The sequence below is a fragment of the Pseudomonas atacamensis genome (assembly GCF_017167965.1).
Lineage (GTDB): Bacteria > Pseudomonadota > Gammaproteobacteria > Pseudomonadales > Pseudomonadaceae > Aquipseudomonas > Aquipseudomonas atacamensis.
Genome location: NZ_CP070503.1, coordinates 4,541,165 through 4,555,448 on the forward strand (window position 1 = coordinate 4,541,165; position 14,284 = coordinate 4,555,448).

Here is a 14,284-nt window from a genome sequence, read left to right on the forward strand (position 1 = left end):
TCAGTCCTTGGGGTCGTAGACGCGACGCACCAGAAAAACCGGCCGGCGTTTGGATTCGATATAGGTGCGGCCGAGGTATTCGCCGAGTACGCCAATACCGATCAATTGCAGACCGCCAAGGAACGTGACCGCGACCATCAGCGAGGCATAACCTGGCAAGTCGACGCCGTGGATCAGTGTGCGCAGGACAATGAACATGGCGAACGCAAACGACACCAGCGAAACCGTCGCCCCCAGGTAAGTCCAGACCCGCAGCGGCTCGGTACTGAAACTGGTGATGCCTTCGAGCGCGAAGTTCCACAGCCGCCAGCCATTGAACTTGCTTTGCCCGGCCACACGCTCGGGGCGCTCGTAGTCGACATGAGTGGTGCGGAAACCGACCCAGGCGAACAGACCTTTCATGAAGCGCCGCGACTCAGGCAGAGTCAGCAACGCATCGACCACGCAGCGGTCCATCAGGCGGAAGTCGCCAACGTTCTCCGGCAACGGCTGTTCGGCGATGCGGTTGTGCAGGCGATAGAACCAGTGGGCCGAGGTCGATTTGGCCCACGTGTCGCTGCGGCGGCTGACGCGATGGCCGAGCACCACTTCGTAACCTTCGCGCCAGCGCTCGATCATTTGCAAGATGACTTCCGGCGGGTCCTGCAGATCGGCGTCGATCGGCACCACGATATGCCCGGTCGCCATTTGCAGACCGGCCGACAATGCCGCTTCCTTACCGAAGTTGCGACTCAGGTCGACGATGCGCAGACGCGAGTCTTGCCGCTGCCGTTCAAGCAAGCGCTCAAGGGTCGTGTCGGTGCTGCCATCGTTGATGAAGACCAGTTCAAGATCGATCAGCGCCTGCGCCTGAAAGACCTCGTCGATGCGCGAAAGAAAGCTGTCGAGGCTATCGGCCTCGTTGAAAACGGGGATCACCAGCGACAACGTCACCTGCCCGGCCTGTTGCGTTCCGTGCTCAGTCAAAGGAGTGCTCTTTTTATAGTTTGTCGGTCATCGAAAGTTTTTCGAGGCCATGAGCCGTCCCGTATTAAGCAGTAGCAGTCACGCACGTGCAAGCATGACACGGCGTCATATCGGCCAATTCGCCGGGCAGTCGCGGCGCTCTGGGCAGGGTCTTTCAGAAACATCCGCGAACGATTGGAAACAAATCCGCGATAGCCAAAAAAACCCGCTGCGCTAGGCTTGCGTCGATGCGCCACACAGGTTGGCGCGCACATCCATCGCAGGGAGCGAACCCCATGTATTTCGAAATCTACCGACAAACCCGAGGCACCCCGAGCACTGGCAAAGGCCAATGGCGCTGGCGTCTGCGCGCGCGCAACCACGAGACCGTGGCCAGTGGCGAATCGTATGTGAACAAGGCTGATTGCTTGCATGTGATCAATCTGATCAAAGCCGTACAGGGCGAGACGCCGATCAAGGAAATTTGAGCGACGTCCTGTTCATCTGCAAAGCGGCACCGTCTGTCGCCCTTCAGAGGGTTTATTTGAATGCTTGTCAGCGGTGTTCATCAAAGGTGCATGTACTGCAATTTTTGCTGCCATGCACACAAGGATTTCAGCCATGTCCCATGAGCACCGCTACCTCGTCAGTTTCATCGTCGACAACCAGCCGCAAAGCCGCACGCTGATCCACGATGGCGACACCCTTGATCCGGGTCTCGCTGAAACCCTGGTCAAAACCGCTTTCCCCGAATTGAAGACCGCTTCACTGAGCGACGTCCAGATGCAGAAACGCACCAGTCCCGACGAAGGCGACAACGTCCCCGGCCACTATCAGCAGCCATGAGCTGATCCCGGGCCGCCACCATCCATCGATGCTGCGGAGGTTACGCGCCATGAAATCACTCGCCGCAATCTGCCTTGCGGTCTTGGCTATGAGCGTCCAGCCAAGCCGTGCCGACACCATCGACGCCTTCATCGAAGAGGCGGCACAGCAAAGCCTGTTCCAGCACAACAGTTCGCGCATCGCTTTGGAAAAAGCAACCTTGCCCGAAGTCAAAGCGTTCGCCAGACAAATGATCGCCGACCATGAGCGCTTCGATAAACAAATCAGGCAGCTGGGGCAAAGCCAGCATATGGCGGTTCCTACCGAACCCTCGGTGGCATCCAAAGCCAAGCAGCTACGCCTTGAATCAAGGGATGACGCCTTCGACCGCATTTACATCGACAGCCAGGCCGAAACCCTTGAGCAAAAGCTGATGCTGTTCAAGAAAGAAGCGATGTCATCACAAAATCCGCAGCTCAAGGCTTTCGCCCAATCCGCGTTGCCGGACATCGAGAAACAGGCAAAAACTGCCCGCGACCTGCAGGAAAAACTCAAGCCCTCCGCTGGCGCACTGAAATCCGTCAACCCCTGACTAACGGGGAACAATCAAAGCTGTAATAGAACCACGGCCACCAGTACGGCAATCACTGCCGATACCGCCAGCACTTGAGTCGAAGTCAAGGCCAGCGCCGCGTCCTTTGAGCGGCCGATAAAGCGGCCGCGAATCTGATGCCGATCCGGCTGCGCTTCGAACAGGTTGTCCGGGTGCTCGTTGTCTTCAGGCTCATTGGTCTGCTGACCGGACCATGCACCTCGCGCCATCAAACGGTCGAGCAGGCCGGGCATGACCGACTGGCCGACAATCGCTTTGATCGTCGAACACCCCAGCCACAACTCTCGCGGCGGACGCTTTACCACACTGAAAATTGCCCGTGCTGCCACATCGGGGTCGTGAATCGGTGGCACCGGTTGGGGACGCTTGGGCAATTTGTTGCGTGCCCAATCGAACTGCGGGGTATTGATCGCCGGCAATTGCACCATGCACACGCGAATATGGCTGCGTTCATGCAGCAACTCACAGCGCAATGAATCAGTAAAACCGCGCACAGCGAACTTCGCCCCGCAATAGGCGGCCTGCAACGGAATGGCGCGATAGGCCAGTGCCGAGCCGACCTGGATGATCACCCCTTGGTTGCGCGGACGCATCAACGACAGCGCCGCCAAGGTGCCATGAACCGTACCGAGATAGGTCACCTGAGTGACGCGCTCGATCTCGGCGGCGGACAATTGTTCTATCGGCGAGAGCACCGTGACCATCGCCGCGTTGACCCACACCGCCAGCGGCCCAAGCGTGGCTTCCAGTTGCTGCGCGGCCTGCTGCATGGCGAGCGCATCGGCGACATCGACGCTAACCGCTTCGACCTGAACGCCATACGCTTGCAGCTCTTCTTGCGTGGCGGCCAGTCCCGCCGGATCACGCGCCAACAGGCCGATACGGTAGCCGCCAGCGGCAAACCGGTGGGCCACCGCGCGACCCACGCCAGCACTGGCGCCGCTTATCACCACCAAAGGTTGCTCCTGCATGAACCGTTCTCCCTGATGCTCAGTCGATCGGCCCGATATTGATCATCAGGTCATCGCCCAGTCCTTGCACCTTGGCCAGTACGTCCACCGGCGTTTCGCTGGAAAAATGCACGACGTAGCCCATGCCGCTGCCGTCCTCTTCGATTGCACTGACCCACGACTCCACCTCGTCAGCATCCAGCCCCAAAGCCTGACCGAACTGGCGGTTGCGGTGATCGGAATCGGTTTCGTCCATCGGATAATCACTCATAGCAAACATCTCCTCGGGGATCGTCCCCTCACTGGTTGCTCAATGTGGTCTTAAGGATGGACGCCGAACGTTCACTGACAGTTCGTTTTTTCAGCCGAGCATCGAGCGCAGCTTGCGCAGCAGATCCACCGGCGCGTAGGGCTTGGCGATCAATTCGAACTCATTGTCAGCCAGCTCATTGGGCGTCGACTCGTCCGCGCAGTAGCCGGTCGTCAGCAGGATCTGCATGGCCGGATAGCGCTGGCTGATTTCCCGCGCCAGTGCCAGCCCGTTCATCTCACCGGGCATGACCAGATCGGTGAAGACCAGCTCAAAGTCGCTACTCTGCAACATCGCCAGTGCCTCGCTCGCGTCTGCAGCGATGGTGGTGCGGTAACCCTGTTCGGACAGTACGAAGCGCGCCAGTTCAGCAACTTCGGCGCGATCCTCGACGATCAGGATGCGCTCCGTGCCCTTGAGATTTTCTGCGGTTTCAGCGGAGCCAGGTGCCGATAGCTGACTGTCATCCGCCGGGAAGAACAAGCGCACCGTGGTGCCGAGCCCCGGCGTCGATTCGAATTTGACCACACCGCCGGATTGCTTGACGAAGCCATAGACCATCGACAAACCGAGTCCGGCACCGTTGCCCTCCTCCTTGGTGGTGAAAAACGGTTCCATGACCTTGTCGAGATCATCGGCGGCAATGCCCACGCCGTTATCGGCGATCGCGATGCAGACGTAACGCCCCGTCGCCAGTCCGCCCTGGTGCGGATCGGTCGCGTCCGGGACAACGACGTTGCGCGTCTGCACGGTAATCCCTGGCTGCGGTTGCCCTTGCAGCGCATCACGGGCATTGGACAGCAGATGATTCAGTGCCATCTCGGCCTGCGCCGGGTCGAGCCGGCAGTTCCACAAGTCCTCGGCCAGTTCGAATCGCGGTTCCAGGTCGGCGGATTCATGCGTCGGCAGCGCAGAGCGCTCAAGCAAGGCATTGAGATTGATCACCCGCCCCTCAAGCCGTTGCCGGCGCGAGAACGCCAGCAGATGCTGAGTCAGCAAACGTGCTTTTTCCGCCGCCGCGCGAGCGTGACCGGCGCCGACCACGATGCGTTGCGGATCAATGCTCGGCCGCTTGGCGGTGTGCTGGATCAGCTCGATGTAGCCAATCATCACTTGCAACAGATTGTTGAAATCGTGGGCGATGCCACCGGTCAACTGGCCTAGCGCTTCCATGTTCTCGCTGTAACGCAAACCATCCTCGGCGTCACGGCGGCGGCTGACGTCCATTTGCGAGGCGAAGAAATACACCAGTTGCCCGCGCTCGTTGAATAGTGGCGCGATAAACAGCTCGTTCCAGAACGACGAGCCATCCTTGCGATAGTTGAGTACCTCCACGCAGGTTTCGTGTTGATGTTTGAGCGCTTGCTTGACCTGTTGCAAGACGGAACGATCAGTCTGCTCGCCTTGCAGAAACCTGCAGTTGCGCCCGAGCACCTCTTCCAGCTCGTAGCCGCTGAGTTCAAGAAACGCATTGTTGGCAAAAATGATGGGATCGTCGGGCTGCGCTGGATCGGTGACAATCATGGCCATGCGGCTGACCTGCACCGCCGCGAAAAACACATCTTTGCGTTCTTGCGAAAGGGTCGCCGCATCGGCGCGGTCGACGATCGGCCTGGATTTTCTGGGCAAGTTGACCTCCGCTAAGTGACTCCGTTTCGCTGTGACCATCATCAGCGAGCGAAGTGCCAAGGCCGGACACCGCAACGGCGGGTGTCCGATGAATTGTCCCGGTACTTCGATGGATCCGAATCGCCTCGCTGATTGTCGAAAGCTCACCGAGAACTGCACGCAATATCTGAAATCCGATCCGCCAGGGAGAACCACCGTGGATTTGTTGTTTCTGGGCACGTCTGCCGGCGTGCCGACCCGCCAGCGCAACGTCAGCGCAACAGCATTGATCGCCTCTGCCGGCAAGGGCTGGTACCTGATCGATTGCGGTGAAGGCACCCAGCATCAGGTGCTGCGCACGCCGCTGTCACTGAGTGAATTGCGGGCGATTTTCATCACTCATGTGCACGCCGATCACTGCCTGGGCTTGCCGGGTCTGCTGGCGAGCACCGGCATGTCCGGACGCACGCGGCCGCTGGACATTATTCTGCCGGCGGCGCTGCAGCCGTGGCTGAGAATGAGCCTTGAGGTGACGCAATCGCATCTGCCCTTCGAGATCAACCTGCACGCTGTGGAAACGCTTACCGAATGGCGCAACCTCAACGTTCAGGTGCAGACCGTCGAGCTTTCCCACCGCGTGCCGTGTCACGGTTATGTATTTACCGAGTCCGATCCGGAACCGCGTCTGGACGTGGGGCGCCTGGATGCCGAGGGCATCGAACGCGGCCCGCTCTGGGGTCAGTTGGCCCATGGTCAGGACGTGGAGGTTGACGGGCGGATGCTGCACGCTCGCGACTATCTGCTGAGCGCGCGACCTGATCGGCGCATCATTGTCTGCGGCGACAACGACCGGCCGGCACTGCTGGCAGAAGTGGCGCAATCGGCGGATGTGCTGGTGCATGAAGCGACATTCGTGCAGGCAGCAATCGACCGCGCTCGTGCCAGTTACGGCCACAGTAGTGCCGCCGCTGTCGCCGGTTTCGCCGAATCCGCCGGGGTGCGCAATCTGGTGCTGACGCACTTTAGCGCGCGCTATCAGGCCAACCCGGCGCTGAGTCCATCCATCGAAGATGTGCGCAGTGAAGCGGCGGCGCTGTATGACGGCCACCTGATTCTGGCGCGGGATCTGCAACGCTATCACTTGGATCGGCTGGGTCATTTGCAACCGGTGGAGATTGAGCGCAAGCCGCTGCAGGTCGCACCGTAATTTGATAGCGCGTCCGCCCGTCTGGCAGGCGGACGCCGGTGGCAAGGGTTACTTCTTGGCTTCTTTGTCCGGATCCGCCGAGCGTTCCAGAAACGCGTCGGTCAGTTGCGGCAAATGCTTGAGCAGCCATTCAGCCATGGCCACTTCCTGCGGCAGAATCTGTTCGCAAGCCTTCTGCGTCTGCGTATCCCCCGCCGCTTTCGCCGCTGCGATCAGCACGGTATAGCTGGCGACCTCCATGTTTTCGAAAACGTAGCCGGCCATGGCGCCCTTGATCACTTCATCGCTCATCAAGGAGCCGCCAACAGCCTGACCGAACGCCATCAATTTGCCGCCCAGGTCTTTCATCGTCGAGGATTCACCGCCCAGACGTTGCAGGCATTCGTCGATGAGCTTCTGCTGGCCGAGGGTTTCTTCGATGTGCTGATCGATGCGCGCCTTGAGCTGCGGGTAATGTTCCAGACGCTTGGATTGTGCCTTGAGCATTTGCTCGGCCTGTTGCTCCATGGCATGGGCATCACGCAGCCAGTCGAGCAGGTTTTCCTGTGGAGTAGCCATTGTCGAGTCCTCTTCTGGATGATTTCACAGTGATCAACCGGGGCGCGCCGGCTGATGTCCGGCGCGCCCCACGTGCCTTACAAACCAGGCTTGGCCTGCGCGCCGGAGCCCAGATCCGCACCGGTGACCGGCTCGCTGTTGGGGTCGGACATGGTGCGCATTTTCATGTTTTCCAGCAGCGCTTCGTCGGCGCTGTCCAGTTGCACGGTGGCCAGGCCATCGCCGCCGTCGACTGCCGGCGTCGGGCTTTCGACAAACTCCCAATCGTCGCCCTGATTCCACGGGCCGCGCATGCTTTCGGTGCCTTGCGACATGTTGAAGTAGACGTTGGTGAACTCAGGCATGCCGGGCAGCTTGCCTTGCGGGAAGTTTGGCTGAATCGAATGCAGGGCTTTTTCGAATGACAACTGGTGGGCGATCTCACGGGTCATCAGAAAGCCCAGCGCCTCTTTCACGCCGGGGTCATCGGTCACGTTCATCAAGCGCTCATAAACAATCTTCGCCCGTGCTTCAGCAGCAATATTGGAGCGCATGTCGGCGGTCGGCTCACCGATGGTATCGACGTACGCCGCCGTCCAGGGCACACCGGCAGAGTTGGTCAGGGGCGAACCGGCACCGTAGAGCAGGCTGGTGATGTGCGAGTCATTGCCGTTGCCATTGAGCGAGCGATACAGCTCGCCCTCCTGCTCGACACCTTCCGCCATCCGGCCTTTCGCGCCCTTGTTGAGCATGACGATGATCGAGCCAATGATTTCGAGGTGGCTGAGTTCTTCAGTGGCGATATCCATCAGCAGGTCTTTGCGTCCCGGATCGTCCTCGGCCAGGGCTTGAGTGAAATAGCGCGAAGCCGCCGCCAGTTCACCTTGTGCGCCGCCAAACTGCTCGAGCAACAGATTGGCCAGCCCCGGATTGGGCTCGGCGACACGAACGGTGTATTGAAGTCGCTTGTTATGTAGAAACATGACAAATCTCCTCAGTCGGGTAAGCGTGGCAAGTTCTGGGTAAAAGTTTGCCTACCCTTTTGTGAAGCATTGTCGTTGCGGAAATTTCAAAAAATTTGCGGCGACAGGACAAATGGTTTGAACCGCGCTAACAAGCGAAACGGGGCTGTACCGCTGAGGATATTCGCACTGGAATGACCGGAACTTATTGCCGGAATCGAGTCTCCAGCGCGCGATTCGATTTCCGGCGCCGCGATCACTAACGCAGCAAATGCACCACCAACCCAACCAACGCACAGCCCAGCAACACCTGAATCACTCCGCGCTTGAAGCGAAACAGGGCAATGGCCGCCGCAAGCGCAATCAACGCCGATGGCCAATCCAGGCTGCCGCTGAAGCCTTGCGGCCAGAGCACGTGGTAGCCGAAGAAACACGCCAGATTGAGAATCACCCCAACCACCGCAGCGGTGATCGCGGTCAGTGGGGCGGTGAATTTGAGTTCGTCGTGCGTCGACTCCACCAGCGGGCCGCCGGCGAGGATGAACAGGAAGGAAGGCAGAAAGGTGAACCACGTCACCAGCGCGGCGGCGACCGCTCCGGCGAGAAACACCTGATCGGCGCCGAACACCTGCGTCACATAAGCGCCGACAAAACCGACAAACGCCACCACCATGATCAGCGGCCCCGGTGTGGTTTCGCCCAGCGCCAGGCCATCGATCATCTGCGTCGGGGTCAGCCAGCCGTAGTGACCGACCGCACCTTGATAGACGTAGGGCAACACTGCGTAAGCTCCACCGAAGGTGAGCAGCGCTGCCTTGGTGAAGAACCAGCTCATCTGCGTCAGTGTGCCCTGCCAGCCGAATAGCGCGGTCAACACCCCCATCGGCAACGCCCAAAGCGCGGCGCCAATCACGGCGAGCGTGGCCAGTTTCGTCCAGCTGAAACGGGCATGGGCCGGGGTTGGCGTGTCGTCGTCGATCAACGCCGCGCCGAAAGACTTCTTCGCTGCGCTATGCCCGCCGGCCCTGAATTTCTCCGGTGCCAGTCGACCGCCGAAATAGCCAATCACCGCCGCACCCAGCACGATCAACGGGAACGGCACATTGAACGCAAAGATTGCGGTAAACGACGCCGCCGCAATCGCCCACAGCCAATTGTTCTTCAGCGCCCGCGAACCGATGCGATGCGCCGCTTGCACGACAATGGCCGTCACCGCAGGCTTGATCCCGTAAAACAGCCCCGCCACCACCGGCACTTCACCGAAGGCGATATAGAGCCACGACAGGAAAATCAGGATGAACAGCGACGGCAACACGAACAACGCCCCGGCCACAATCCCGCCCCAGCTCCGATGCATCAGCCAGCCAATATAAGTCGCCAACTGCTGCGCCTCAGGCCCGGGCAGCAACATGCAATAGTTCAAGGCATGCAGAAAACGCCGCTCGGAAATCCAGCGCCGCCGCTCGACCAACTCCTGGTGCATGATCGAAATCTGCCCGGCCGGCCCGCCGAAACTGATAAAGCCCAGCTTCAACCAGAACCAGAACGCCTCGCGCAGACTCACGGCCTGCGGCCTAACGTCGTCATCACCCACCAACGGCTGAACTTCACTCATCGAGCTGTTCCTTTTATGCAGTCGGCAGGTTGTACCCGAAAAGCGCAACGAACGAAACGCCAGAAACGAAAAAGCCCCCGTAATCAGCAATGATTACGGGGGCTTCGTCTTGTTCAATAATGGCGGAGAGATAGGGATTCGAACCCTAGGTACCGGTGAAGGTACAACGGATTTCGAATCCGTCCCATTCGGCCACTCTGGCATCTCTCCAACGGCGCGCATCATAACAACACTTTCGTTGGTTGCGAACCCCCCAAACGAAATTTTTTCCGTGCTATCAGATGCTTGCGTCGATTAAAGCGGTACGCCCAGACGAGCGGCGACTTCTTCGTAGGCTTCGATGACGTCACCGAGGCCCTGGCGGAAGCGGTCCTTGTCCATCTTCTTCTTGGTGTCCTTGTCCCACAGACGGCAGCCGTCTGGGCTGAACTCGTCGCCGAGGACGATGGAGCCGTCGCTGAACACGCCGAATTCAAGCTTGAAATCGACCAGCAGCAGGCCGGCGTCGTCGAACAGTTTGCTCAGGACTTCGTTGACCTTGAGCGACAGTTCCTTCATGCGCGCCAGTTGCTCGGCGGTGCCCCAGCCGAACGCCACGACGTGGGATTCGTTGATGAACGGGTCGCCCTTGGCGTCGTCCTTCAAGAACAGTTCGAAGGTGTACGGGTTGAGCTTCATGCCCTCCTCGACGCCCAGACGCTTGACCAGGCTGCCGGCGGCATAGTTACGCACGACGCATTCCACCGGGATCATGTCGAGCTTCTTCACCAGGCATTCATTGTCGCCCAGCAGTTTGTCGAACTGGGTAGGCACGCCGGCCGCTTCGAGTTTCTGCATGATGAAGGCGTTGAACTTGTTGTTCACCATACCCTTGCGATCAAGCTGTTCGATGCGCTTGCCGTCGAACGCCGAAGTGTCGTTGCGAAACAGCAGGATCAAGCGGTCAGCGTCGTCGGTCTTGTAAACCGATTTGGCTTTGCCGCGGTAGAGTTCTTCACGTTTTTCCATGATGGGCTCCGCTTGCTAAGTAGGTGGGCTAGGCGATGTGGCGCCAGTCGAGCCCTGAATCTTGATCGGCCAGTTGCAGCCAGTCCGGGTCGCACCCGAGGGTGTCGACAAAACATTGCCGGGCCAGCTGCGGCAGGTTGTTCTTGCTGCTCAGATGGGCCAGCACCAGGTGTTGCAAACCCTGCCAGCCCAACTCGGCCACCAGGAATGCCGCCTGATGGTTGTTCAGATGTCCGCGTTCGCCGCCCACCCGTTGCTTGAGAAAGTACGGGTAGTGACCACGGGCCAGCATGTCGCGGCAATGGTTCGACTCGATCATCAATGCATCGAGGTCCCGATAGCCATCCAGCACCCGCTCGCAGAACGATCCCAGGTCGGTCAACAGGCCGAAGCGCCGCTGTTCCTGATCGCTGAAAACGTACTGGGTCGGCTCCTGCGCGTCATGGGCCACGGCAATGACCCCAACGTTCAGTGCGCCGATCTGCAGTTGCTCGCCGCCGGCCAGAAAGCCTGCCGGTTCAAGCGGTTTGCGCATCCCGCGCAACGTGCCGCGACTGAGGTAGACCGGCAGATTGTAGCGCCGAGACAGCAAACCCACGCCATGCACGTGGTCGGCATGTTCGTGGGTCACAAGTATCGCGCTCAGTTGCGCCGGGTGCACACCCAGGCGCAACAGACGTCTTTCGGTTTCCCGCAGGGAAAAACCACAATCCACCAGCACGTACGTATCAGCACTGGCGATCAGCGTGCCGTTCCCTTGGCTACCGCTGCCGAGAACGGCAAAACGCATATCGGATCAGCCCAGGTTGTCCTGAATCACGCTCAACACTTTACGCGCGACATCGGCCGGCGCGACGGTGTTGATGTTCTTTTCGACGGTGACCTGGATGTTCTCGCCCACCTTGCTCAGGCGAACCTGATAGCGCTCGGCACGGGCTTCGACTTCTTCCTTGCTCGGCGCACTGCCGAACAGGCTGCTGAAGAAGCCAGGCTTGTCGTCTTTCTTCTCGGCTTTTTCGGCCAGGTTGATGTAGTACAGGCCCAGGCTGCGGTTGATGTCTTCAACGCGCCATTCGCCCTGTTCCAGCGCACGGCCGACGCTCGACCAGGCGCGGTCCAGATCGGTACCGACGTTCAACACCGGGTTGCCGCTGCCGTCTTCGTTCAGGCTGACACGGCTCGGCGCATCGAAATCACGCGAGGCCAGCATCGACACCGAACCGCCCTTCTCGGAGGTGCGGCTCATGCTCGCGAGCATGTCGTCGACCAGCGCAGCGTCCAGGCCAGTGTTGACCGAACGGTTGGTGAAAGCCACGTCGGCAGTGCTGCCGGCAGGACGCTCGGCGCTGACCACGTAGATCTCACTGGTGTTGCGCTGCACACCCGGCTCGATGCGCACACGCACGCGGGTTTCGCTGTCGCTGGCGATACCGGCCGCACTCAGGCGCTTGGCCATCGACGCGGACAACTCGTCGGAGTGCTGCCAGGTGGTGGTGAACTCACCGGTCTGCGGACGCTGTTCATCCAGACGGAAACCGTTGTCCTGGAAGAACTGCAGCGCCACTGGCCAGACTTCGGCCGGCGGGTGCTGAGCCACGACCCAACGCGAATCACCGCTCTTCTGCAGCGAGTAATCAGTTGCGTCGGCAACCGCCGAAAGCGGCTGAGGACGCGGCACAACGTACTCGCCCGTCGCGGTGTCATCGGCCACGTTGCGCGGGATCGGCAACAGCGGATCGAGACGTTTGGCAGTGCTCACATCCGGTGGCAATTGCATCGGTGCAGTCTGTTGCGCTTGCAGGTAATCGCTTCCACGGTCGCGGAAATAACCTTCCGGCCCCCAGACCCATCCGCAGCCACTGGTGCTGGAGATAATCAAGGCAAGTGCGGAAAGTCCGGCCATTCGCTTCATGCGTTGTACTTCCTCAATTAAACCAGGACGTTGCACTGGCGCAGGGCCGAGCGCAGCGTTTCATGACAAGGGGTGCTCAGCCAGGTCAGTGGCAGGCGGATGCCTTCGTGCATCAGGCCCATTTCGACCAAAGCCCACTTCACCGGAATCGGGTTGGCTTCGATGAACAGGTCCTTGTGCAGCGGCATCAGTTTTTCGTTGATCGCGCGTGCGGTATCGGCGTCGCCCTTGAGCGCGGCCTCGCACAGGTCAGCCATTTCGCGCGGGGCGACGTTGGCGGTGACCGAGATATTGCCTTTGCCGCCCAGCAGGATCAGCTCGACAGCGGTCGGATCATCGCCGGACAGCACGATGAAATCCTTGCTCACGCCATCGATGATCGCTTTGGCGCGCTTGAGGTCGCCGGTAGCTTCCTTGATGCCGATGATGTTCGGCACGGTGGACAGGCGAATCACGGTCTCGGCCTGCATGTCGCAGGAGGTGCGGCCGGGAACGTTGTAGAGAATCTGCGGAATGTCGACCGCTTCAGCGATGTGCTTGAAGTGCTGGTACAGGCCTTCCTGGGTCGGCTTGTTGTAATAAGGAACCACCAGCAGGCAGGCATCGGCGCCGGCGGCCTTGGCGTTGCGGGTCAGCTCGACGGCTTCGCGGGTCGAATTGGCGCCGGTGCCGGCGATGACCGGAATGCGCCCGGCAACCTGTTTGACCACGGCTTTGATGACGGCGATGTGCTCTTCTACATCAAGGGTGGCCGACTCGCCGGTAGTACCGACGGCGACGATGGCATGGGTGCCGTTCTTGAGGTGGAAGTCCACGAGTTTGCTGAGGCTGTCCCAGTCAAGACGCCCTTGTGCATCCATGGGAGTGACCAGTGCCACCATACTGCCCGCAATCATGAAACCGCTCCTGCCGGAAAAAGAGAGCGGTAATGGTACTGGCGCCAAGATGCTTGCACAAGCGAAGTACTGCGCCGCCGCCATTCCCCTTGGCGCCGCTTTTCGCTACCCTTCAGACTTTGATCGGTACAGATCAGCTTGTACGCCGGGTTTCAGCCTCCCCTTTCGGCCTCCCAGGCCCCGTTCCTGCGTCGCATCGACGCGCTCCTGCACAGTGGAGCGAGCCGCGAACGCTGGCCGGAGCTCTTTATACGGACCGCCAGAACAGGCACACCCGGCTATCAACGCCCGTCAACCTACCGACCGCTCATCGCTTTAGGAATGCTGCATGTCCACCCCCACAGTTCGCGAACAATTCCTTGTCATCAGTGCCCTCGGCGCCAACCCCATGGAGCTGACCAACGTCCTGTGCCGCGCCAGCCATGAAAACCGCTGCGCCGTCGTCACCTCTCGCCTGACCCGCCACGGCGAGTGCAGCGCCCTGGTGCTGGAAATTTCCGGCAGCTGGGACGCCCTCGCGCGCCTCGAAGGCAGCCTGCCATTGCTGGCCAAGCGTCACGCTTTCACCGTCAACGTGGTGCGCAGCGCCGCTCTGGAAAATCGCCCACAGGCGCTGCCTTACGTGGCTTACGTCAGCTCGGCGTATCGCCCGGACATCATCAATGAGCTGTGCCAGTTCTTCATGGACCACAACGTCGAGCTGGAAAACCTCACCTGCGACACCTATCAGGCGCCACAGACCGGCGGCACCATGCTCAACGCCACGTTCACCGTGACCCTGCCGGCCAACACGCAGATCAGCTGGCTGCGCGATCAGTTCCTCGATTTCGCCGATGCGATGAACCTGGATGCCCTGATCGAGCCTTGGCGCCCACAAAACCCAATGTAAGGAAGCT

16 protein-coding genes and 1 tRNA gene are annotated in these 14,284 nt (G+C 60.1%); 5 read left to right on the forward strand and 12 right to left on the reverse strand.

Annotated elements, in window-relative coordinates:
* Positions 1-966, reverse strand: a complete 966-nt coding sequence (locus tag JWU58_RS20700) for a glycosyltransferase family 2 protein (protein WP_206420898.1) — start codon at positions 964-966, stop codon at positions 1-3.
* A 275-nt stretch (positions 967-1,241) separates the two neighbouring features.
* Between JWU58_RS20700 and JWU58_RS20705 the strand changes: the two genes are divergently transcribed.
* The 3 genes from JWU58_RS20705 to JWU58_RS20715 all read left to right on the forward strand — a co-directional run bounded on the left by JWU58_RS20705 (position 1,242) and on the right by JWU58_RS20715 (position 2,362).
* Positions 1,242-1,433: a YegP family protein gene (locus tag JWU58_RS20705; protein WP_016771242.1), complete on the forward strand. Its 192-nt coding sequence runs from the start codon at positions 1,242-1,244 to the stop codon at positions 1,431-1,433.
* A gap of 133 nt (positions 1,434-1,566) precedes the next feature.
* The gene (locus tag JWU58_RS20710) at positions 1,567-1,791 is read left to right on the forward strand and encodes a hypothetical protein (RefSeq protein WP_206420899.1); all 225 of its coding nucleotides are present in this window, start codon (positions 1,567-1,569) and stop codon (positions 1,789-1,791) included.
* A gap of 49 nt (positions 1,792-1,840) precedes the next feature.
* Positions 1,841-2,362, forward strand: coding sequence for a DUF4142 domain-containing protein (locus JWU58_RS20715; protein WP_185015389.1), 522 nt, complete (start codon positions 1,841-1,843; stop codon positions 2,360-2,362).
* A gap of 14 nt (positions 2,363-2,376) precedes the next feature.
* Here JWU58_RS20715 and JWU58_RS20720 read toward each other — a convergent pair whose 3' ends face one another.
* From JWU58_RS20720 to JWU58_RS20730, 3 genes are all read right to left on the reverse strand, one after another.
* On the reverse strand, positions 2,377-3,354 hold the full coding sequence (locus tag JWU58_RS20720; RefSeq protein WP_206420900.1) for an SDR family oxidoreductase: 978 nt from the start codon (positions 3,352-3,354) through the stop codon (positions 2,377-2,379).
* A 19-nt stretch (positions 3,355-3,373) separates the two neighbouring features.
* Positions 3,374-3,604, reverse strand: a complete 231-nt coding sequence (locus tag JWU58_RS20725) for a hypothetical protein (RefSeq protein WP_071174678.1) — start codon at positions 3,602-3,604, stop codon at positions 3,374-3,376.
* Between the two features lie 90 nt (positions 3,605-3,694).
* Positions 3,695-5,272, reverse strand: a complete 1,578-nt coding sequence (locus JWU58_RS20730) for a histidine kinase famiy protein (protein ID WP_241196136.1) — start codon at positions 5,270-5,272, stop codon at positions 3,695-3,697.
* 196 nt (positions 5,273-5,468) lie between these two features.
* Here JWU58_RS20730 and JWU58_RS20735 point away from each other — a divergent pair, with 196 nt between their 5' ends.
* Entirely contained in the window at positions 5,469-6,458 is a 990-nt protein-coding gene (locus JWU58_RS20735; protein WP_206420901.1) for a ribonuclease Z, read from the forward strand.
* 48 nt (positions 6,459-6,506) lie between these two features.
* On the opposite strand, the gene JWU58_RS20740 is transcribed toward JWU58_RS20735, so the two are convergent.
* The 8 genes from JWU58_RS20740 to dapA form a co-directional block, all read right to left on the reverse strand.
* Complete coding sequence (locus tag JWU58_RS20740; protein WP_024012005.1) at positions 6,507-7,016, reverse strand: ferritin-like domain-containing protein; 510 nt, start codon at positions 7,014-7,016, stop codon at positions 6,507-6,509.
* A 77-nt stretch (positions 7,017-7,093) separates the two neighbouring features.
* A complete protein-coding gene (locus tag JWU58_RS20745; RefSeq protein ID WP_073472943.1) occupies positions 7,094-7,978 on the reverse strand; it encodes a manganese catalase family protein in 885 nt (294 codons plus the stop codon).
* A gap of 238 nt (positions 7,979-8,216) precedes the next feature.
* Positions 8,217-9,572 carry a chromate efflux transporter gene (gene chrA / locus JWU58_RS20750; RefSeq protein ID WP_110644991.1) on the reverse strand — a complete coding sequence of 452 codons (1,356 nt, stop codon included), beginning with the start codon at positions 9,570-9,572 and terminating at the stop codon, positions 8,217-8,219.
* 120 nt (positions 9,573-9,692) lie between these two features.
* A tRNA-Ser gene (locus JWU58_RS20755) sits at positions 9,693-9,782 on the reverse strand.
* An 84-nt stretch (positions 9,783-9,866) separates the two neighbouring features.
* Complete coding sequence (gene purC, locus JWU58_RS20760; protein WP_016771262.1) at positions 9,867-10,580, reverse strand: phosphoribosylaminoimidazolesuccinocarboxamide synthase; 714 nt, start codon at positions 10,578-10,580, stop codon at positions 9,867-9,869.
* 28 nt (positions 10,581-10,608) lie between these two features.
* On the reverse strand, positions 10,609-11,370 hold the full coding sequence (locus JWU58_RS20765; RefSeq protein WP_024012002.1) for an MBL fold metallo-hydrolase: 762 nt from the start codon (positions 11,368-11,370) through the stop codon (positions 10,609-10,611).
* Positions 11,371-11,376: 6 nt separating this feature from the next.
* Positions 11,377-12,492 (reverse strand): outer membrane protein assembly factor BamC, encoded by a 1,116-nt coding sequence (gene bamC, locus JWU58_RS20770; RefSeq protein ID WP_016771264.1) that lies wholly within the window; start codon positions 12,490-12,492, stop codon positions 11,377-11,379.
* Positions 12,493-12,509: 17 nt separating this feature from the next.
* Positions 12,510-13,388 carry a 4-hydroxy-tetrahydrodipicolinate synthase gene (gene dapA / locus JWU58_RS20775; protein ID WP_016771265.1) on the reverse strand — a complete coding sequence of 293 codons (879 nt, stop codon included), beginning with the start codon at positions 13,386-13,388 and terminating at the stop codon, positions 12,510-12,512.
* A 328-nt stretch (positions 13,389-13,716) separates the two neighbouring features.
* Between dapA and JWU58_RS20780 the strand changes: the two genes are divergently transcribed.
* Entirely contained in the window at positions 13,717-14,277 is a 561-nt protein-coding gene (locus tag JWU58_RS20780) for a glycine cleavage system transcriptional repressor (protein ID WP_071174673.1), read from the forward strand.
* The last annotated feature ends 7 nt before the right edge of the window (positions 14,278-14,284 follow it).

Coding starts and splice junctions, on each gene's coding strand:
- JWU58_RS20740 (WP_024012005.1), bottom strand. CDS start 7,016: ATGGCTACTCCACAGGAAAACCTGCTCGACTGGCTGCGTGATGCCCAT.
- bamC (WP_016771264.1), bottom strand. CDS start 12,492: ATGAAGCGAATGGCCGGACTTTCCGCACTTGCCTTGATTATCTCCAGC.
- JWU58_RS20725 (WP_071174678.1), bottom strand. CDS start 3,604: ATGAGTGATTATCCGATGGACGAAACCGATTCCGATCACCGCAACCGC.
- JWU58_RS20780 (WP_071174673.1), top strand. CDS start 13,717: ATGTCCACCCCCACAGTTCGCGAACAATTCCTTGTCATCAGTGCCCTC.
- purC (WP_016771262.1), bottom strand. CDS start 10,580: ATGGAAAAACGTGAAGAACTCTACCGCGGCAAAGCCAAATCGGTTTAC.
- JWU58_RS20720 (WP_206420900.1), bottom strand. CDS start 3,354: ATGCAGGAGCAACCTTTGGTGGTGATAAGCGGCGCCAGTGCTGGCGTG.
- chrA (WP_110644991.1), bottom strand. CDS start 9,572: ATGAGTGAAGTTCAGCCGTTGGTGGGTGATGACGACGTTAGGCCGCAG.
- JWU58_RS20745 (WP_073472943.1), bottom strand. CDS start 7,978: ATGTTTCTACATAACAAGCGACTTCAATACACCGTTCGTGTCGCCGAG.
- JWU58_RS20765 (WP_024012002.1), bottom strand. CDS start 11,370: ATGCGTTTTGCCGTTCTCGGCAGCGGTAGCCAAGGGAACGGCACGCTG.
- dapA (WP_016771265.1), bottom strand. CDS start 13,388: ATGATTGCGGGCAGTATGGTGGCACTGGTCACTCCCATGGATGCACAA.
- JWU58_RS20710 (WP_206420899.1), top strand. CDS start 1,567: ATGTCCCATGAGCACCGCTACCTCGTCAGTTTCATCGTCGACAACCAG.
- JWU58_RS20705 (WP_016771242.1), top strand. CDS start 1,242: ATGTATTTCGAAATCTACCGACAAACCCGAGGCACCCCGAGCACTGGC.
- JWU58_RS20715 (WP_185015389.1), top strand. CDS start 1,841: ATGAAATCACTCGCCGCAATCTGCCTTGCGGTCTTGGCTATGAGCGTC.